This is a genomic window from Brevundimonas diminuta 3F5N, assembly GCF_900163625.1.
GTDB lineage: Bacteria > Pseudomonadota > Alphaproteobacteria > Caulobacterales > Caulobacteraceae > Brevundimonas > Brevundimonas diminuta_A.
Map to the genome: position 1 here is coordinate 1 of NZ_FUIE01000083.1, position 19,018 is coordinate 19,018.

Annotated in this window: 17 protein-coding genes; 8 read left to right on the forward strand and 9 right to left on the reverse strand. The window is 64.5% G+C overall.

Annotation, left to right across the window (positions count from 1 at the left end; translation table 11 throughout):
* Positions 1-200 precede the first annotated feature (200 nt).
* The 4 genes from FM111_RS14640 (at position 201) to copM (ending at position 4,028) form a co-directional block, all read left to right on the forward strand.
* Positions 201-2,699 (forward strand): heavy metal translocating P-type ATPase, encoded by a 2,499-nt coding sequence (locus FM111_RS14640; protein ID WP_087141659.1) that lies wholly within the window; start codon positions 201-203, stop codon positions 2,697-2,699.
* 64 nt (positions 2,700-2,763) lie between these two features.
* Positions 2,764-3,213: a Cu(I)-responsive transcriptional regulator gene (gene cueR, locus FM111_RS14645; RefSeq protein ID WP_087141660.1), complete on the forward strand. Its 450-nt coding sequence runs from the start codon at positions 2,764-2,766 to the stop codon at positions 3,211-3,213.
* Between the two features lie 211 nt (positions 3,214-3,424).
* Positions 3,425-3,619 (forward strand): heavy-metal-associated domain-containing protein, encoded by a 195-nt coding sequence (locus tag FM111_RS14650; protein ID WP_087141661.1) that lies wholly within the window; start codon positions 3,425-3,427, stop codon positions 3,617-3,619.
* Between the two features lie 19 nt (positions 3,620-3,638).
* The gene (copM, locus tag FM111_RS14655) at positions 3,639-4,028 is read left to right on the forward strand and encodes a CopM family metallochaperone (RefSeq protein WP_087141662.1); all 390 of its coding nucleotides are present in this window, start codon (positions 3,639-3,641) and stop codon (positions 4,026-4,028) included.
* Positions 4,029-4,150: 122 nt separating this feature from the next.
* Here the strand turns inward: copM and FM111_RS14660 are convergent, their stop codons facing one another.
* The 7 genes from FM111_RS14660 to FM111_RS14690 all read right to left on the reverse strand — a co-directional run bounded on the left by FM111_RS14660 (position 4,151) and on the right by FM111_RS14690 (position 13,694).
* On the reverse strand, positions 4,151-4,429 hold the full coding sequence (locus tag FM111_RS14660) for an ArsR/SmtB family transcription factor (RefSeq protein ID WP_444861017.1): 279 nt from the start codon (positions 4,427-4,429) through the stop codon (positions 4,151-4,153).
* Positions 4,430-4,644: 215 nt separating this feature from the next.
* Positions 4,645-6,087, reverse strand: a complete 1,443-nt coding sequence (locus FM111_RS14665) for an efflux transporter outer membrane subunit (RefSeq protein WP_306299157.1) — start codon at positions 6,085-6,087, stop codon at positions 4,645-4,647.
* A gap of 195 nt (positions 6,088-6,282) precedes the next feature.
* Positions 6,283-9,456 (reverse strand): efflux RND transporter permease subunit, encoded by a 3,174-nt coding sequence (locus FM111_RS14670; RefSeq protein WP_087141665.1) that lies wholly within the window; start codon positions 9,454-9,456, stop codon positions 6,283-6,285.
* A complete protein-coding gene (locus tag FM111_RS14675; protein WP_179205121.1) occupies positions 9,453-10,661 on the reverse strand; it encodes an efflux RND transporter periplasmic adaptor subunit in 1,209 nt (402 codons plus the stop codon). Before FM111_RS14675 ends, FM111_RS14670 begins: the two co-directional genes overlap by 4 nt.
* 298 nt (positions 10,662-10,959) lie before the next feature.
* Entirely contained in the window at positions 10,960-11,991 is a 1,032-nt protein-coding gene (locus FM111_RS14680) for a cation diffusion facilitator family transporter (RefSeq protein ID WP_087141666.1), read from the reverse strand.
* Between the two features lie 90 nt (positions 11,992-12,081).
* Positions 12,082-12,483, reverse strand: a complete 402-nt coding sequence (locus FM111_RS14685; RefSeq protein WP_087141667.1) for a DoxX family protein — start codon at positions 12,481-12,483, stop codon at positions 12,082-12,084.
* Positions 12,480-13,694, reverse strand: coding sequence for an MFS transporter (locus FM111_RS14690; protein ID WP_087141668.1), 1,215 nt, complete (start codon positions 13,692-13,694; stop codon positions 12,480-12,482). The genes FM111_RS14685 and FM111_RS14690 overlap by 4 nt, the downstream gene beginning before the upstream one ends.
* A 904-nt stretch (positions 13,695-14,598) precedes the next feature.
* Between FM111_RS14690 and FM111_RS14695 the strand changes: the two genes are divergently transcribed.
* Positions 14,599-14,898, forward strand: coding sequence for a hypothetical protein (locus tag FM111_RS14695; RefSeq protein WP_087141669.1), 300 nt, complete (start codon positions 14,599-14,601; stop codon positions 14,896-14,898).
* 22 nt (positions 14,899-14,920) lie between these two features.
* Here the strand turns inward: FM111_RS14695 and FM111_RS16260 are convergent, their stop codons facing one another.
* Positions 14,921-15,790: a hypothetical protein gene (locus FM111_RS16260; protein WP_143276136.1), complete on the reverse strand. Its 870-nt coding sequence runs from the start codon at positions 15,788-15,790 to the stop codon at positions 14,921-14,923.
* Positions 15,791-15,827: 37 nt separating this feature from the next.
* Between FM111_RS16260 and FM111_RS14710 the strand changes: the two genes are divergently transcribed.
* The 3 genes from FM111_RS14710 to FM111_RS16270 all read left to right on the forward strand — a co-directional run bounded on the left by FM111_RS14710 (position 15,828) and on the right by FM111_RS16270 (position 18,143).
* A protein-coding gene (locus FM111_RS14710) for an IS3 family transposase (protein WP_143276137.1) occupies positions 15,828-17,014 on the forward strand; the annotation gives its coding sequence in 2 pieces (ribosomal slippage) (positions 15,828-16,089 and positions 16,089-17,014; 1,188 coding nt in all).
* Between the two features lie 267 nt (positions 17,015-17,281).
* Positions 17,282-17,665, forward strand: a complete 384-nt coding sequence (locus FM111_RS16265) for a hypothetical protein (RefSeq protein ID WP_179205122.1) — start codon at positions 17,282-17,284, stop codon at positions 17,663-17,665.
* 100 nt (positions 17,666-17,765) lie between these two features.
* Positions 17,766-18,143, forward strand: coding sequence for a hypothetical protein (locus FM111_RS16270; RefSeq protein ID WP_143276139.1), 378 nt, complete (start codon positions 17,766-17,768; stop codon positions 18,141-18,143).
* Between the two features lie 73 nt (positions 18,144-18,216).
* Here FM111_RS16270 and FM111_RS14720 read toward each other — a convergent pair whose 3' ends face one another.
* On the reverse strand, positions 18,217-18,843 hold the full coding sequence (locus FM111_RS14720; RefSeq protein ID WP_087141674.1) for a tyrosine-type recombinase/integrase: 627 nt from the start codon (positions 18,841-18,843) through the stop codon (positions 18,217-18,219).
* Positions 18,844-19,018 lie beyond the last annotated feature (175 nt).

Below are 19,018 nucleotides of genomic sequence, written 5' to 3' on the forward strand. Positions count from 1 at the left end.
CACCCCCCGCAAGTCATGCTCTCTATTCGGAGTTCCATGAGATCTCTCCTTTTCTAGGTCTCATGTTGCTCAAGCTGAGGCTTCCAACCTTGTCAGGGTCAAGGGAATCCAAGAGAGAAAAACGGGTATTGACCTTCCCATGGTTGGAAGCCTCAGCCTCCGTCCGAACTTGAAATTCGGAACGAGAAAAGGAGGCGGCTATGAATGCCCCCGTTCGAGCAACAGACTTCTCCGGAGCGATATCGCTCCCTATCGAGGGCATGACCTGCGCCTCCTGCGTTGGTCGTATCGAGAAAGCGCTGAAGGGCGTTCCCGGTGTCGAAACCGTCTCGGTCAATCTGGCGACGGAACGGGCCAGCATCACGACGAATGCAAACGTCGCCCGCGCCGCTCTTGTCAAAGCCGTCGAAAACTCCGGCTATGCGGTGCCTGACCAAGCCTCAGGCGCGGCTGGCGTGACAGAGCTTTCGATCGAAGGCATGACCTGCGCCTCCTGCGTCGGTCGCATCGAACGCGCCCTGAAGGCGACGCCCGGCGTTACCGGCGCGGTCGTCAATCTGGCGACGGAGCGGGCCACGATCCAGGGAAGCGTCGACGCGGCGATCCTGATCTCCGCCGTCAAGGACGCAGGATACGAGGCCAGGCTGGTCGGCCAGTCCGCCAGCAATGGCGACGAGAACGCTGAACGCGCCGAAAAGAAGGATGCGGAACGCCGCGAACTGACCCGCGACTTCACCATCGCGGCGGCGCTCACCTTGCCGGTCTTCCTCCTGGAGATGGGATCGCACCTCATTCCGGGCGTGCACGGCCTCATCGAGGCGACCATCGGCATGCAGAACAACTGGTACATCCAGTTCGTCCTGACCACGCTGGTGCTCTTCATTCCGGGCATCCGCTTCTACAAGAAAGGGCTGCCGGCGCTGTGGCGTCTGGCCCCGGACATGAACTCGCTCGTGGCTGTCGGTTCGCTGGCCGCCTACGGCTATTCCCTGGTCGCGACCTTCACGCCCGGCGTCCTCCCGCCCGGCACGATCAACGTCTATTTTGAAGCCGCTGCGGTCATCGTGACGCTAATCCTGCTCGGTCGTCTGCTCGAGGCCCGCGCCAAGGGTCGGACCTCCGAAGCGATCAAGCGGCTAGCCGGACTTCAGGCCAAGACCGCCCGCGTCCGTCGCGACGGTCAGACGGTCGACCTGCCGATCAGTGCGGTGATCTCCGGTGATATCATCGAGGTCCGTCCCGGTGAACGCCTGCCGGTCGATGGCGAAGTGACCGAAGGCGCCAGCTATGTCGACGAGTCGATGATCACCGGCGAACCTGTACCGGTCTCGAAATCACCGGGCAGCGCGATTGTCGGCGGCACCGTCAACCAGAAGGGCACGTTTGCTTTCCGCGCCACAGCGGTCGGCGGCGACACCGTGCTCTCACAGATCATCCGCATGGTCGAGGAGGCCCAAGGCTCCAAACTGCCAATCCAGGCCCTGGTCGACAAGGTGACCATGTGGTTCGTGCCGGCGGTCTTCCTCATCGCGGCGCTAACCTTTGCGGCCTGGCTCTTCTTCGGCCCCTCGCCCGCCCTGACATTCGCCCTGGTCAACGCCGTCGCCGTCCTGATCATCGCCTGCCCCTGCGCCATGGGTCTGGCGACCCCGACCTCCATCATGGTCGGCACCGGTCGCGGTGCCGAGCTGGGCGTGCTCTTCCGCAAGGGTGAAGCCCTCCAGCTGCTCAAGGACGCCAAGGTCGTGGCGGTCGACAAGACCGGCACCTTGACCGAAGGCAAGCCGGCCCTGACCGACCTGGAACTGGCGGCCGGATTCGACCGGACCAGGGTCCTGGGCCTCGTCGCCGCCGTCGAAGCCCGGTCGGAGCACCCGATCGCCAGCGCGATCGTGGAGGCCGCCGCCGAGGAAGGCCTGCCCTTGCTGGCCGTGTCAGACTTCGAATCCGTGACCGGTTTCGGCGTCAGGGCCATGGTCAACGGCCAGCGCATCGAGATCGGCGCCGACCGGTACATGGTCGACCTCGGGCTTGACGTGACCGCCTTCGCCAAGGTCGCCGAACGCCTGGGCGACGAAGGCAAGTCGCCCCTGTACGCCGCGATCGACGGCAAGCTCGCGACGATCATCGCCGTGGCCGACCCGGTCAAGGCGGCCACGCCGGCAGCCATCAAGGCCCTGCACGATCTGGGTCTCAAAGTCGCGATGATCACCGGCGACAACGCCCGCACGGCCAAGGCCATTGCCGCCCGACTGGGCATCGACGAGGTGGTGGCGGAGGTCCTGCCCGACGGCAAGGTCGAGGCGGTTCGTCGTCTCAGGGCCAGTTACGGCAAGGTCGCCTTCGTCGGCGACGGCATCAATGACGCCCCCGCTCTGGCGGAGGCCGACGTGGGCCTCGCCATCGGCTCGGGCACGGACATCGCCATCGAGGCGGCGGACGTCGTCCTGATGTCGGGCAGCCTGCAGGGCGTGCCCAATGCGATCGCCCTGTCGAAAGCAACCATAGGCAATATCCAGCAAAACCTGTTCTGGGCCTTCGCCTACAACGCCGCCCTGATCCCCGTCGCAGCAGGCCTGCTCTACCCGGCCTACGGTGTCCTGCTGTCGCCGGTCTTCGCCGCCGGCGCCATGGCCCTGTCGAGCGTCTTCGTGCTCGGCAATGCGCTGCGACTGCGCTCGTTCAAGGCGCCCCACTGACAAACCGTGCGGCGGTCGACCCGACCTTCGGGCCGACTGCCGCACCCTTCCAGGGAGACTACCCATGAATATTGGACAGGCTTCGACGGCCTCTGGCGTTTCCGCCAAGATGATCCGCTACTACGAGCAGACTGGCCTCATTCCCGCTGCCGATCGCAAGGCCTCTGGCTACCGCGACTACTCCGACACCGACGTCTATATGCTGCGTTTCGTCCGACGCGCCCGCGACCTCGGGTTCTCAGTCGCCGAGATCAGCGATCTCCTCGGCCTGTGGCGCGACGAGACCCGGCAAAGCGCCGAGGTCAAGCGCATGGCGCAGGGCCACATCCGCGGACTGGAAACGAAGATCAAGGGCCTCCAGGACATGGCTCATACCCTGACCATGCTCGCGAACGCCTGCCACGGCGACCACCGCCCTCACTGCCCCATCCTGCAAAGCCTGGAAACCGGAGCCAAGGATGAGGACCGGTCCATCCAGCCTCGCCGCGGCGCCGTCGCCCGGCCCATGCAGTGAGACAAGACCGCGCCGACGCCTCAAGGGACTGCGGCAGAAAGCACAACCTTCCACAGCCACGACGTCCGGCGCCAGCGCGCCCACTCCGACGGCGACAGGCCGGGCGAATGCACCTCCTGGAGAGCGTAATTCCCTCCGATCCAACGCTTGACCCGCCAAGCGTTGGAAGGGGCATGCCTCTTCCCATCACCTACTCGGAAGGAGAGCCTGCATGCAGTTTCAAATCGACGACATGACATGCGGATCGTTCGTCAAACACGTCACCCTGGCCATCGCCGCCATCGACCCGAACGCCAGGATCGAGGCTGACACCGTGGCGCGCCGGATCAGCCTGGACACGACCGCCGACGCCGATGCCGTGATCAGGGCGCTCGCCGACGACGGCTACACCGCCCGCCTCCTCTAGCCTGGAAGGCGCCGTCGCCATGCGAACCCTTCCGCTCATCTTCATAGTCGGCGCCCTCGTCGCCGTCCTCTTCCTCACCCGCTCTCCTTCCAGCCAGAAAGAAGCCCCTTCCGACATGGACAGTTCTCATCACGCGGCCGCCGTGCGCTCAAGCGACCCCGTTGCCGCCGCCTACCAGGCCGCCAACGACCGCATGCACGCCGACATGGCCATCGAATTCACCGGCGATGCCGATGCCGACTTCATGCGCGGCATGATCCCTCACCACCAGGGTGCCATAGACATGGCCAGGGTCGCGCTCGAGCACGGTAAGGACCCCGAGGTGAACGCCCTCGCCCGAAACGTCATCACCGCCCAGGAAGGCGAAATCGCGATGATGAAGGCCTGGCTGGCCCAACGGGAGAACTAGGCCCGACGCCAGACACCTGCCCTCGTCACTGCTCCAACTTCGGGCGCGCCGCATGTCGGCGCGCCTTTCTGCATGAGGCCCAGGTCTTGAGGTTCTTGAGGCTGGAGACCGGAAGCGCGCCCTCAGTCCTCGGCGTGGTCTTCCTGGATGTGGCGGGCCATGTCGGTCAGGACGTCGCTCACGTGGCTGTCGGCGACTTCGTAGAAGATCTGCCGCGACTGCCGCACGCCGCGCATCAGGCGCGCGCCCCGCAGGAGGCGCAGGTGATGACTGACCAGGGTCTGCGACAAGCCCAGGCTCCCGGCGATGTCGCCCACGGCTCTCGGCTGGTTCAGGCAGTACATGAGGATGCGCAGGCGCGTCGGGTCGCCCAGCAATCGAAAGGTTTCCGCCAACAGCACCAGTTGGCCCGGCGAGAGAGACCCTGGTTCCGACGGAGACGCGGACGGTGAAGCGGCGTGGGACATGGGCCGGGCGCTCAGGCGTGATGGATATGATGCATGACGATGTCTTCATACATAGAGCATCATCCCGGGTTCACCAGCCTTGGCACACTGGAAACAGACGCCAGAACCGGCCGCCGCCCGCAACAGCGAGCGGCCGGTCCTGACTGTCCTCAGGTTTCAGATTCGACAGGGCGGGCCGCAGTCGCGGCCCCTTCCGTCCACCCGCCGCCGAGGGCCTTGTACAGATCGACGAGATTGCTCAGGCGCATCAGGCGCGCACGGATCAGCCCCTGCTGCGAGCCATAGAGGGTTCGCTGGGCGTCCAGGACGACGAGATAGCTGTCCTCGCCCTCTCGGAAGCGTTGCTCGGCCAGGTCGTAGGTCGTCTGGCTCGCCTCGACCCTCAGCCTCTCCGAGTGGATCTGGTCATTGAACGTCCCTTGCCCCGCCAGTCCGTCCGCCACTTCGCGGAAGGCGACCTGAACCGTCCGCTCGTAGCGGGCGACCTCGATCTGCTTGAGCAGATGCGCGCGATCGAGGTTGGCGCGCAGAGCCCCACCCTTGAAGAGCGGCGCGGTGACCTGGGGCGCGAAGTTCCACGCCCGCGCCCCGGACGAAAAGAGGTTGTCGAGATCGCTGCTGGCCGAACCGATCGATCCGGTCAGGCTGACGGTCGGGAAGAAGGCCGCGCGCGCCGCGCCGATGTTGGCGTTCGCCGCCATCAGCTCCTGTTCCGCCGCCCGGATATCCGGGCGACGGATGAGCAGGTCTGACGGCAGGCCGGGCGGCAGATCGGCCATAGCCAGTCCGTCCGGCATGGTGACCGCCCCATCCAGGCTTGCGCTCAGCTCCGGCGTGAGCGGGCGCCCCAGAAGAAGAACCAGAGCATTGCGGTCGCGCGCCGCCTGCCGCTGATAGGCGGCGCGATCCGCCTCAGCGCCGCGCAGGGCGGCTTCGGCCTGATGCATGTCGATCCGCCCGGCCTCGCCGACCTCGGCCCGCTCGCGGGTCAGGGCGAAGGCGCGTGTTTGAGTCTCGACAGTTTCCTCGGCCAGACGCAGCATCGCCTGGTCGGCGCGCAGCGTCAGATAGGCGTTGGCGACCTCGCCTATGAGCGAGAGCTGGGCCGACAATCGTGTCTCCTCCTGAGCCAGATAGGCGGCTAGCGCCTGATCGTTCAGGCTGCGGATGCGTCCCCACAGGTCGAGCTCCCAGGCTGAGACGGCGCCGGACGCCTGGTAGGCGCGGGTGATCTCCGGCGTTCCGGGTGACGCGATATCGCTTGGGGTGCGCTGTGATGTCGATGTCGCGACGCCGTCCACCTGCGGCATCAAGTCAGCGCGCCGCACGCGATAGGTCGCTCGCGCCGTCTCGACGTTGAGCGCGGCGATCTGGATATCACGGTTGTTGTCGAGGGCGCTCTCGATCAGGGCACGCAGGATCGGGTCTCGGAAGAAGTCGCGCCAGCCGATGTCGGCCGCCGCGCCGTACTGGGAAGCGGGAGCGGCAAGGCCGTATGCGCCCCCTGTCGGGTAGACATTGGCTACGGGCGTCTGAGGGTGCTGGTAGGCCGGCGACAGGGCGCAGCCGCCCAACAGGGCGAAGGCCGTCAAGGCTACAGCGTGACCCAACAGCCTCGAGGGCTGAGCATCGGCTCCGCGACGTGATGGCCTGGAGCGCAGGAAGCCGCTTCGCGATGAGGCGGCAAGGAAATCAGCAAGCATGGCGGTCCTTTGAATTGGGGTGAAGCCTGACCATCCGCCGCCGACCAGGCGGCGACGGATGGGGGCCGTTAGACGTTCTAGGAATCAGTCCGGCGCGGGCGCTGACGCCGACACAGCGCGAGCCTTCCCGCGCGTCGCGAAGCGGCGAACGGCGACGTAGAAGACCGGCGTCAGGATCAGACCGAAGATCGTCACGCCGATCATGCCGGCGAAGACCGCCACCCCCATGGCTTGGCGCATCTCCGCACCCGCGCCTGAAGCCAGCACCAGGGGTACGACCCCGGCGATGAAGGCGAGCGAAGTCATGAGGATCGGTCGGAGGCGAAGCCGCGCCGCCTCAAGCACGGCGTTGAACGGATCGACGCCTTCGTCTTCTCTAGCCCGCGCAAACTCCACGATCAGGATCGCGTTCTTGGCGGCCAGACCGACGAGAACCACAAAACCGATCTGGGTGAAGATGTTGTTGTCTCCTCCCGAGAGCCAGACGCCCACGATGGCGGACAAGAGGGCCATCGGCGCGATCAGCAGGACAGCCAGAGGCAACGACCAGCTGTTGTACTGGGCGGCCAGGATGAGGAAGGCCAGCAGCACCGCCAACGGGAAGACGAACATGGCGGTATTGCCGCCCTGTTTCTCCTGGAAGGTCAGATCGGTCCACTCATAGGTCATGCCGGGCGGCAGGGTTTCCTCGAGAATTTTCTCGATCGCCGCAGTAGCCTGACCGGAGGAATAGCCCGGCGCCGGACTGCCGCTGATGTCGGCCGACGGATAGCCGTTGTAGTGCATGACCCGATCCGGTCCCGTGCTGCGAGTGACAGTGACCAGAGCCGAGAGCGGGATCATTTCTCCGGCGTCGTTGCGCACCTTCAGCTGACCGATGTCCTCCGCCTGTTCGCGGAAGGGGGCGTCGGCCTGCACCATCACGCGATAGGTTCGACCAAAGCGATTGAAGTCGTTGACGTAGATGGACCCAAGATTGATCTGCATCGTCTCGAAGACGGCGGACAGGGCCACACCCTGAGCCTTGGCCTTGATGCGATCCACATTGACCTGAACCTGCGGAGCGTTGGTCTGGAAGCTGGCTAGCATGCCGGCCAGTTCCGGCGCCTGCATGGCCTTGGCCATGACCGCCCCTTGAGCCTGGGCGAGCGCCTGATAGCCCAGACCTGCGCGATCCTCGATCTGAAGCTTGAACCCGCCGAGGGCGCCGAGCCCCGGAACAGGCGGCGGCGGGAACACCCCCACGAACCCATCGGGAATCTGGTTGAACTTGCCCATCAGCTTGCCGGCGATGGCGTTGGCTGAAAGCTCGGGCGTTGTGCGCTCGTCGAAGTCATCGAGCATGATAAACATTAGTGCAGAGTTGGGCAGGTTGGCCCCGCCGTTGGGCGAGAGCCCTGGGAAGGCGACCACGCTCTCGACGCCCGGCTCGGCCATGGCCGTGTCCGACATCCGTTTGACGACAGCCTCCGTCCGGTCAAGCGATGCGCCGGTCGGAAGCTGGGCGACGCCCACCAGGAAATACTTGTCCTGCATCGGCAGGAAGCCGGCCGGCACCTGATGAAAGCCTAGCCAGGTCAGACCGAGGAAGCCCAGATAGAGGATGCCGACCACGCCGCTGGCGCGAACAGCCCGACGTACCGACCAGACATAGCGCTCGGACGACCTGTCGAAGAAGCGGTTGAAGCGCGAGAAGAAACCGCCGAACAGGCGATCAATCAGGCGGGTCAGTCGGTCGCGCTTCGCATCGCCGTGGTGAGGACGAAGCAGAACAGCGGCCAGGGCCGGCGAAAGCGTCAGCGAATTGATCGCTGAGAGGATGGTCGAGATGGCGATGGTCAGGGCGAACTGGCGATAGAACTCGCCCTGCAGGCCAGACAGGAAGGCGGACGGAATGAAGACCGCCGCCAGCACGGCCGTGATGGCCAGGATCGGCCCCGTCACCTCGTCCATGGCCGCGCGCGCCGCCTCCTTGGGCGACTTGCCCAGGGCGATGTGCCGTTCGACATTCTCGACGACCACGATGGCGTCATCGACGACGATGCCGATCGAGAGCACCAGACCGAACAGCGACAGGGTGTTCAGCGAGAAGCCGAACAGGTGCATCATGGCCAGCGTGCCCACCAGAGAGATGGGCACGGCGACCAGGGGAATGATGGACGCCCGCCAGCTCTGCAGGAAGAGCACCACCACCAGAACCACCAGCAGGGTCGCCTCAAGCAGGGTCACGGCTACAGACTTCAGGGAGGCGCGCACGAAGATCGTCGGATCATAGGCGATCTCATATGTCAGGCCTTCGGGGAAATCGGTCTTGAGCCGCTCCATGGTCGCTCGCACGGCCTTGGAACCGTCCAACGCATTGGCGCCTGGGCTTTGCAGGATCTGCATCGCCACGGCGGGTTGACCGTTCAACAGGCTGCGCATGGTGTAGGCGTCCGAACCCAGCTCGATCCGCGCCACGTCGCTCAGCTTGACGGTTTGACCGTCGGCGCCAGCCTTGACGACGATGTCGCCAAACTGTTCCACCGTGGTCAGTCGCCCGAGGGCGTTGACGGAAATCTGGTAAGCCGAGCGCGCATCGGGCTGCTGGCCGACCGAACCGGCGGCCACCTGAACGTTTTGCTCACGGATGGCGGCGACGACATCGCTGGCCGTAAGCCCCATGGCCGCGACCTTGGCCGGGTCCAGCCAGACGCGCATGGCGTACTCCCCCACCCCGCTGATGAGGACATTAGCCACGCCGGGCAGGCGCGCCAGTTCATCCCGGACGTTGAGGGCCGCATAGTTGGAGACGTGGAGCGGGTCGTAGCGCTTGTCCGTGGCGCGCATATGCACCACCATCAGGACATCGGGAGAGGTCTTGTCCGTGACCACCCCCATCTGCTGCACTTCAGGCGGAAGGCGTGGCAGGGCGCGCGCCACCCGGTTCTGCACCTGGATCTGCGCGAGGTCCGGATCCGTCCCCTGTTTGAACGATATGCTGATCGACATCCGCCCGTCGCTGGACGCCTGGGAGCTCATGTAGAGCATGTTCTCGACGCCGTTGATGGCCTGCTCGAGGGGCGCGGCCACGGTCTCGGCGACGACGTCAGGGCTGGCCCCCGGATAGGCGGCGGTCACCTGAACCATGGGCGGAGTCACGGCGGGGTATTCGCTGAGCGGCAGGCGCAGCAGGGCGAGCCCGCCGGCGATCAGCATCAGCACGGAAAGCACGACCGCGAAGATCGGGCGGTCGATGAAAAAGCGAGGAAACTTCATCGCGCCGCCTCCGCTGCGGGCGTCGCCGCGCTTGCGGTCGGCGCAGCGGCTGCGGCGGGGGGCTGCATGGACGTGCGCTGCGGCGTGACCTGCATGCCGGGCCGCACCAACCCCTTGATGACGATCGTCTCACCGGACTGCAGCCCGCTCTCCACCACGCGGAGCCCGTCCACGATCCGGCCAAGGGTGACCGGGCGATACTCGACCTTGTTCCCTGCCCCTAGGATCAGGACATAGGTCTGGCCCTGGTCCGTGCCGACGGCCTGGTCGTCGATCAGCACCGCCTGACGCGGGGCGGCGGTGTCCAGTCGGATCCGCGCGAACAGGCCCGGCGCCAGCCGCCCATCGGGGTTGGCGATCACGGCGCGCGCTCGCACCGTACCCGTACCGCGATTGATCTGCGCCCCGATGAAGTCGAGCATGCCCGTATGGGGATAGCCCTCTTCGTTCATCAGACCGATACGCACCGGCAGCTTCGCCGTCGTACGCCCGGCGCTGTCCGGGCGAGCCCGGGCGACGAAGTCCAGATAGGTCGCTTCGTCGATATCGAAATAGACCTGAAGCGGGTCGACCGAGACAATCGTCGTCAGCACGGTCACGCCCGCCGTCGCCACATTGCCCTGGGTCGTCATAATGCGGTCGACACGACCGCTGATGGGCGCCGTGACACGGGCGTACGAGAGGTCCAGACGCGCCGCGTTCACGGCTGCGCGGGCCGCCTGGACCTGCGCCTGCCGTTCACGTTGCGTCGATCGGGCCGTCTCCAAGGTTCGCGCCGAGACGGCGCCATTGGGCGCCAAGCGTTCCGCGCGGACGAGATCCGCTTCGGCCTGGATCAACTGGACCTCTGCCTGCCGAAGTTGGGCCTGGGCGGCGTCGAGCGCGACCTGGAATGGTCGGGGATCCAACTGGAACAACAGCTGCCCACGACGCACGAATCCGCCCTCGGGTACGCTCACGCTCTGAATCGGCCCACCGACCTGAGGCCTCAGTTCCACTGTTTCCGGTGACGCCAGGCTGCCGGTGAAATCGGCTACCGGGGCGATTTCGCGGGTGACGGCCTGGGCGACCGGCACCGTCGGCGCTCCCGGCGCGGCGGCGGCAGCTGCGCCCTGACCTGGCTTCTCCTGGGCTACGTAAATCAGGCCGCCGCCAACCAGCAGGCCGCCTGCGACGACCACCGCTGCCTTCTTCGATATTCGCATTCGTTCCGATCCCGAGGAGGCCGCAAAATCCGGCCCAATGCCGGGGGGCGCTCCTGCTGATCCGCGTTTGGTGCCGGCTACAACCCTTGTAAGGTCAAGCCTGCCCTGGGCCCGTTTTTCGATCGGCGTCGGCGTCGGTTTACCCGCGACGAGACCGGCTTGAAGCGACCTGAGCGATGGCCGCACGCTAAAGAAAAACCCCGCGGTCGGCCTGCTCGGCCTACCCGGGGTTCGACGCCAAGCGTCAATCAGCGGCAACTGTTACGGCCGACGGAAAGCGCCGACTCCGTACGTCGGGTCAGTGACCCGGCGATCCGCACGCACCTGGCCCATGGTCTTCGTGCCCATGATCGGCATGCGGCGGATGACCGGACGGCGCAGGTTCGGACGAGAGACTGCAAGCGACGCTCCCTTCGTTCCAGTCCACCGCGATCGTCGGATGCTCTATGTTGAACTCGGCCTTCAACAGCCGCTCCACCGCCTGCACCACGGTCCGCGCATCCTCATCCGCCGCAGGTCGTACATGAAGGGTCGCCAGCGTGCGTCCCGACGTGATGGACCAGACGTGGACGTGGCTGATGTCGGCGACGCCTGGAACCACCTCCTTCGCGCGCTTAATGATCGCCTCCGGCGCCGCGTCGTCAGGCGCTCCTTCCAGCAGGATATGCAAGGACTTGCCGAGCAGTTTCCAGGCGCTGCCGAGGATAAGCAGGGACACGACCACCGACAGGATCGGGTCGATAGGCGTCCAGCCGGTAAGCGAGATGATGATGGCTGCAGCGACCGCGCCGACCGATCCCAGAAGATCGCCCATCACATGCAGGGCCGCGCCTTTGATGTTGACGTGTTCGGCGTCCCCACGGGTCAGGATCCAGAAGACCAGGACATTGACCAGCAGTCCTGCGACAGCGACGGCCAGCATCGGCCCGGCCAGAACCACTGAAGGCTCCTGAAAGCGCTGCCAGGCCTCGTAGACGATCCAGGCGACAATGGCGAAAAGCGTAATGGCGTTGATGAAGCCGGCGACCACTTCGAAGCGGAGGTAGCCGAAGGTCCGCCGGGAATCGGCCAAGCGCCGGCCGAAGCGGAAGGCCAGATAGGCCAGGCCGAGCGCAGCTGCATCGGTCAGCATATGACCGGCGTCCGCCAGCAGCGCCAAAGAGCCCGAGATCAGCCCGCCAACGACCTCGACGATCATGAAGGTGAATATCAGGGCAAAGGACAGAAGGACCTTGCGCTCATTGTCCCGGGTGACGGTCGGCGTGTGATCATGATCGTGGCCCGAGTGATCATGACCCACGTGGCCATGACCCTGATGTGCGTGCGACATGGAATGCCCTGGAGAAGGAATAAAACTGACACATGAATATCTATTCATGTGTCATCTGTCAAACCGATCTGAGCCTCCCTGCCCTGGCGCTCAACCCGTCGACGTTTCGCGCGTCCGCTGCATGAAGACAGTGGTGGTGATGAGGATCAAGGCCAGGTTGGTCGCCACATGCCCCCACTCGAAATAGACGACATGGATCACCAACATTGCCGTCTCCAGCGCCAGCATCACCATCGCCGCCAAAACAAGCACGGGACGTCCCAAAGACCGGGAGAACAGGGGCGCCAGCACCGAGATAGCCAACAAAACCTCCGCCGCCCCGAGGGCGCGGACCATTTCCAACGAAGCATGGGCAGGCCATGACAGAAGTATGACCAGCATGTTCATGGGCTCGGTCAGCTTGGCGTAACCGGCGGCCAGGAAGAACATCGCTAGCCAGCCCTGCAGGGTCCACAGTGCAAGGTTTCGGTAGTTAGCGGGCCACTGGGTCATGCCCCTTCAGCCCCTGCATTGCGACGTCGCGCCGAGAACCAGACCGTGGCGAGGCCCGCGACCAACAGCGCCGGGAAGGCGATGATATTGACGACCGCCCAACCCTGGCCGGTCTGGACCGCGCCGGCCGCCAGGGTCGCCACCGCTGTCGCGCCGAACACGAGAAGCTCGTTGGCGGCCTGGGTCCGGGCGCGCTCTGCGGGCGAATAGGCCTCGGTCAGGAGCGTCGTTCCCCCAATGAACAGGAAGTTCCAACCGATCCCGAGGAGCAACAACGACGCCTGGAACCCTGGAAGGGCCGAACCGCTAAGAGCGATCGCAAGGCTTGCGACCGACAGGAGGACGCCGGCGACCAAAATGCGTCGCACGCCGAAGCGGGCGATCAACCCGCCCGTGAAGAAGGATGGCGCAAACATGCCGATGAGATGCCAACGCGTGACGCCTGCAGCCGCATCGACCCCGTAGCCCGCTGCGACCACGGCGAGCGGAGAAGCGGTCATCACAAAGCTCATCACGACATAGGCCAGGGCGGCGTTGAGCGCCGCGACGAGAAAGACGGGCTGGCGCATGATCGTCAGCAGCGGACGACCGCCCGCGTCCGCCTGCGTCTCAACCACGGGCGACGGCGCCCGCAAGGCCGCCAGTAGAGCGATCGAGAGGAGCGCGAGCAGAGCGGCGGCAATATAGGCGCCCATATAGTCCGTGGCCGGCGCCAGCGTGCGGGTGCGCGCGGCGATCTCGGGGCCGATCAGGGCGGCGGCGACGCCGCCGGCCAGGACCCAGGAGACGGCCCTGGACCGGAAGTCCGGCGCGGCGAGATCCGCGGCGGCGAAACGGTAGTACATGGCCGAAGCCTGAAAGGCCCCCATCAAGGCGTTGCCGAGACAGAACAGAACGAAGTCGTCGCCGGCGATCCCCCAGGCCGCCAGGCCTGCGCCCGCAGCGCCGGCGAAGGCGCCGATCTGGAACCCGGCGCGACGACCGATCCGCGCCATCAGGAGCGACGCGGGAATGGTCGTGACGGCGGTGACCACGGTGATGAGCGCGACAGGCAGGGTCGCCAGACTCGGGGTCGGCGCGAGCGTCGCGCCGACCAGCCCCGAAAAGGTGAAGATCACTGAGACCGCAGACAGGTACAGGGCCTGGGCGACGCCAAGGATCAGAACCGGCCGACGTGCTTCATCAAACATCCACATGCTCTTGCCGATCATGTCCGTGACGCCGTCGGTGCGCCGCGTCCAGGCAGGGAGGGTGCGACAGCCGCCCCGCGCGCTGGTTCAACAAGGCCGCCGCCTGACGCAGACGTCGAGCGCTCGATGCAAACAGGAACGGAAGCGCCTAGCGGTGAAAACCCGTCGGCCTTTGGCCGTAGGGCGACGAAGGAGGCCATTGGAACCACTCCCTTTATGACATCCAAAGAGAAATGGAGTTTCCAACCCTAGGCAGGTCAATCCCTCCCCTGCCTCCATTTAGCGCCGCCGCAAACGCGCCCTTCCGAACGGCGAACAACAGCCCGCGAAGAACGTTTCACCGATAGGACCAGACACGGTCATTCAACGGCTAAGATCCTCCTTCAGCGTGTAAAGTATTAGCGACAAATGCGCCGATGCGCTGGTGACCAGCGTTGTGGACACCAGAGTCCCAGCCAGAGGAATCGATGAAGGCCGCACCTACGCTCGAAGGCGACCTTTCCCAGGGCCCGGATAGGTTCAGAGATATATCCAAGGTCGTTATGACCGAAAGATAGCGCCAAAATTCCGCCAATGGGCGATTGCAACTCAGTTCACGTTTGTGACGCAGCCCGAAAGTGGAAGCCCCGCAACGCGTCAGACCTGCGCGTTTGGAGTTGAGCGACGCCTTGCCCGAAAGCGGACCTCGGCAACCGCCGCAATGAGTCAAAAGCCGCTATTCAATCGAACAATTGTGCAGGATGAATATCTAGCGCTTCCGCCAACTTCACCAAGAAGGGGATCATCCGCACTTCTGCTGGCGGCGTGGTAGGACCACCCCCGCCGCCACGACATCGCCTACCGCAGTGCTTCGGGGCAACTTCAGGCGTCGCACGACCACATCCAGCGGCGTCTGCGCCAGACCATCTCTACCCTAGGTCGAACCATGCTGGAGACGACGACCATCGATCCTGGCACGGCGCATGGCGGCGCGATCTTGGCCGAACAGATCGTCATCCCCGACGGCATGGTCCGCGACATGGTGATCGAAGTGCGCTTCGACGGCTTCCCGCACCGGTTCCGGCTGAACCTGGCCCCGTCAGGCACCTATGCCCTGACGCCGGTCGACATCCCAGCCGTCCCGGCCCAGGTCACGCAGGAGTTGATGCGCACCCGCGAGACCTGGCACTGGACCGACGGCCCGCCGCCGCCGGCGATCTTCAAGGGCATGCCGGTGATCGAATAAACGGCCGACGGATGACGGCCGCTCAACTGCTGTTTCTACCGATGAGCACGACGCCGGCATCGGGCTCTGAAAGACGAATGACGCCGATCGATCCCGACGCCGAGACGCCGTCAATCGGCTCTGGCGCCAGAAGACTTTGCTCGTAGCGCTCTCGCCATTCGGCATCGGAGATGCTGCGGTCGCTCCAGACCCATCCGTGCGTGCCCCCCAGCCGAATCGCTCTCGCCCATTTATCGCGACGCAGTTGCGCTAGTGCGATCCGTGCGCGTGTTTCATCAACGTCCGCTTCCGCTGCATCGACCGGACGTCCCCGGTCATTCATCGCCTGGATCATTTCCTGATAAAAAACAGGTCGATCCGCATCATCCATCAGCCTGCCGATGCACGCGACATCCTCCCAGAGCCCTTCCTGCTCGATCGACAGACTGCGATCCAGGATGACCTCGAAGCGGAAGGTGGCGATCGGAAGATCATGCATGTCCTCGGCACCACGGTCATGCATGATCTTCCGATTAAGCATGGCGCGATCAACAAGGCGGCTGACTTCACCTTCGATCTGGACGCGCACAGCCCCCGCACCCCGACCATCCGGCCGTTTCCCTTCCGGATCATAGGGCGTGACCGTCACCTGGGTGATCAAACTCCGGATAATGTCTCGTGCTCGAGCGGCATCACGCTCTGGACCATTCAACGCGTCGCCCAGGTTATCCAGAAGCGTCCCAACTCGCGCGACGAGATTACCGGGGGTCAGGTCGGTCACCGCCCTGGCGGGTCCGGCGCGAACGTCTCGGGCGAGCCGCTCCTTTTCCGCACCCAGCGTATTCAGATTGTCGTTGATGAGATTGGCGGCAAAGCCGGACGCCCCTGACGTGCCCCTGAGAATTTCCTCCACGCGGAGCTAGAGTCCGGCCCTTGAAAGGACGGACGAAATGAAACGAGCGAGATTCACGGAAGAGCAGATCATCGGGATTCTGCGGGAGAACGAGGCCGGCGCCAAAGCGGGCGAGCTGGCGCGTAAGCACGGGGTGTCTGAGGGCACGATCTACGCCTGGAAAGCCAAGTTCGGCGGGATGAGCGTGTCGGACGCCCAGCGCCTGCGGGCCCTGGAAGACGAGAATGGCAAGCTGAAGCGGCTTTTGGCCGACGCCATGCTCGACAAGGCGGCGTTGAACGATCTGCTTTCAAAAAAGTGGTAGGGCCCGCGGCGATGCGCCAGGCTGTCGCCCATCTGAAGGCGGCGTTCGGCGTCAGCGAACGGCGGGCCTGCTCCATCATCAAGGCCGACCGCAAGTCGGTGCGCTATCGGTCTTGCCGTCAGCCGGACACGGCGCTGCGGGAGCGGCTGCGCGCGCTGGCTGTGGAGCGGCGACGGTTCGGCTATCGTCGGCTGTTCGTGCTGCTGCGGCGTGAGGGCGAGGCCTCGGGCAAGAACCGGATCTACCGGCTCTATCGCGAGGAAGGCCTGACGGTGCGCAAGCGCCGCTCACGTCGTCGGGCTATCGGCACTCGGGCGCCGATCCTGGTCGAGGCCCGGCCGAACGCCCGCTGGTCGCTGGATTTTGTGCACGACCAGTTCGCCACGGGCCGCCGCTTCCGCATTCTCAACGTGGTCGATGACGTCACCCGCGAGTGCCTGGCGGCGATCCCCGACACCTCGATCTCGGGACGCCGCGTCGCGCGTGAGCTGACCGCGCTGATCGCTCGGCGGGGTCGTCCCGCCATGATCGTCAGCGACAACGGCACAGAGTTCACGTCCACGGCCATCCTGGCATGGGCGCAGGATCATGGCGTCGACTGGCACTACATCGCGCCCGGCAAGCCGACCCAGAACGGGTTTGTGGAATCCTTCAACGGCCGGATGCGCGACGAACTGCTCAACGAGAGCCTGTTCTTTAGTCTGGATCACGCCCGCCAAAAGGTCGCTGCCTGGGCGCTGGACTACAACACGCGCCGGCCGCACTCGTCGATCGGCTACCTCACCCCGGAGGCTTTTGCCGCCAGTCTGACCGCAACAGGCCGACCCGCTGCGCAGGATGAAAGCTGCGCGGCCCGGCCTGTTGCTCACCCCACGCTGCGAGGCGTAACTAACCCAAGGACTCTGGTCGCCGCTGGATGAAAACTTAGAGGCACGTCAGACCGGCACCGGTCCTTCGCTAAAGCTCAGGAACATTCCCGCCAGGGGCTCCCTCCAGGCTTCCCTGCAAGAAAGCAGCGGCCCAGGACGTCACGACTCCCCTGTTGCGACGCCTTCGGTCGCTTATTGATAAATTATGATCCGCGTTACGATTTCTTTTTAGCAAGTCGATATAATGACTCATTGCGGTCGTTCGGAATGTCCGCTTGCCACCCATAAGCGAACTTCGGTTCACGACCCATTGCGGACATGAGCACAGCAATCCAATGTCGCCCGATGTCGACCCAAGATAGCCTGACTATTGGGGACCGTTTGCAGCTTGGCGGCGGCTATGAACCCGATCCCGCTTGGCTGGCCGGTCGAGCATTGGTTCTTGGCACAGTGAGCCAGTTCATACCGGGTCAGAATGGATCGCGTGCCGTCGTGGTCCAGCTCGACGAACCAATCAGTGGCGAAAGCCTGTCTGGTTCGACGGTCGTGCTCCAGCTTCGGTATGCCGATGCGAAATGGGAGCCGACCGAGACCGTGCACGTCGAACTGTGCGATTTCACTCCCGAGCCGAAGGTCTGGAAAGATCGGCGTCAGGGTGAATGGATCGAAAGCCACGCCACTTATCGCTTGCTTTCTGGCTGACCATCGGGTCCGCTAACCACCCTTAAGCGAACTTCAGTTCACGACCCGTTGCAGTCCTTCGGAGAGGATGTAGCCTGTGGCCCCGTAGAAGGTGGATGCAGTGTCGATAGCAGCAGCTTTGATTGTCTTGGTGGCGCAGACGTCAGATTTTCAAGCGGTCTATTGTGACCCGCCGATTTTTATCCCGCCATCAGAGTTCTCGACGCGGTTCCACGGTGAGGTGATCGGGATCATCCCCGATGACGGCGCTCTTGAGACATCGACGCGCCGCGCGGCGCTCGTGCAACCACGTGCGCTTCGGATGGGTCAGTTACCATCGGAGCCCGTCGAAGTGATCTTCTATGTGTCCGTCGATAATCCGTGTGCGCACATGCAACGCACGCCAACGAATGGCGATCTTGTGGATGTGTACCTTAATGCAGAGGGCCGAACCGTCGGATGGAGCTTTGAAGAAAAGCCTGATCGCCCCAGTCGCTAAACGATCCAACATTCCGTCCGCTTTCCACCCATAGGCGACAATGACCGGGCCCGCTTTCGGGCCCGGTCGCGAGTCACAGATCTATCTGTTCTGACATTTCCAGGGCGTCGTCGACTTCGATGCCGAGGTATCTGACGGTGCTCTCCAGCTTCCTGTGGCCGAGCAGGAGCTGACATGCCCGGAGGTTGCCGGTCTTCTTGTAAACGAGCGAAACCTTCGTCCGCCTGAGGCTGTGGGTCCCGTAACCCTGCGGTTCCAGGTCGATCATCTGAACCCAACGATCAACGAGCCGCGCGTACTGGCGGGTGCCGATGTGCTGACCTGGTCGGCTGCGGCTCGGAAACAGCCAGTCATCGTCGCGCTGTCCGCGGATCGACAGCCAAGCGGCGATGGCGTCGCGCGCAGGCTCCGTGATTTCGAAAGGAACAGGCCTTCCGGTCTTCTGCTGAATGACAATCGAGCGCTGCCGAAGCACACCGCTAGGCGCCACATCGCTAACCCGGAGTCGAACCAGGTCACAGGCCCGCAGCTTGGAGTCCAGGGCGCAATTAAACATCGCAAGGTCGCGCACCCTCCTCGCGACCTTCAACTGCTGCCGAATTGCCCAGATGTGCTTCGGCTTGAGCGGCGCCTTGGGACCGATGAGACGGCCAGCATTCCACGGCCGCTTGGGTTGAATGAACAGGTCAGACTGGCGCATGGCCAACCTCCATTAAGGTCGCCTCCCTGTGTCAGTTGCCAGTCTACGCTCTTAGCATCTCCTCAGCGCCAGCTGCAGACAATGCCGCCCCTCCAGAAAGGCGACATTCGGGCTCACAACCGACTGACATCACAAGATCCATTTCCGAGGGAGCGCCACATCTAATCAGGTGTCT

What these genes read in the sequence shown, in the direction of transcription:
- FM111_RS14640 (WP_087141659.1), top strand. Translation starts at nt 201, where the DNA reads ATGAATGCCCCCGTTCGAGCAACAGACTTCTCCGGAGCGATATCGCTC.
- cueR (WP_087141660.1), top strand. Translation starts at nt 2,764, where the DNA reads ATGAATATTGGACAGGCTTCGACGGCCTCTGGCGTTTCCGCCAAGATG.
- FM111_RS14650 (WP_087141661.1), top strand. Translation starts at nt 3,425, where the DNA reads ATGCAGTTTCAAATCGACGACATGACATGCGGATCGTTCGTCAAACAC.
- copM (WP_087141662.1), top strand. Translation starts at nt 3,639, where the DNA reads ATGCGAACCCTTCCGCTCATCTTCATAGTCGGCGCCCTCGTCGCCGTC.
- FM111_RS14670 (WP_087141665.1), bottom strand. Translation starts at nt 9,456, where the DNA reads ATGAAGTTTCCTCGCTTTTTCATCGACCGCCCGATCTTCGCGGTCGTG.
- FM111_RS14675 (WP_179205121.1), bottom strand. Translation starts at nt 10,661, where the DNA reads ATGCGAATATCGAAGAAGGCAGCGGTGGTCGTCGCAGGCGGCCTGCTG.
- FM111_RS14680 (WP_087141666.1), bottom strand. Translation starts at nt 11,991, where the DNA reads ATGTCGCACGCACATCAGGGTCATGGCCACGTGGGTCATGATCACTCG.
- FM111_RS14685 (WP_087141667.1), bottom strand. Translation starts at nt 12,483, where the DNA reads ATGACCCAGTGGCCCGCTAACTACCGAAACCTTGCACTGTGGACCCTG.
- FM111_RS14690 (WP_087141668.1), bottom strand. Translation starts at nt 13,694, where the DNA reads ATGATCGGCAAGAGCATGTGGATGTTTGATGAAGCACGTCGGCCGGTT.
- FM111_RS14695 (WP_087141669.1), top strand. Translation starts at nt 14,599, where the DNA reads ATGCTGGAGACGACGACCATCGATCCTGGCACGGCGCATGGCGGCGCG.
- FM111_RS16265 (WP_179205122.1), top strand. Translation starts at nt 17,282, where the DNA reads ATGAGCACAGCAATCCAATGTCGCCCGATGTCGACCCAAGATAGCCTG.
- FM111_RS14720 (WP_087141674.1), bottom strand. Translation starts at nt 18,843, where the DNA reads ATGCGCCAGTCTGACCTGTTCATTCAACCCAAGCGGCCGTGGAATGCT.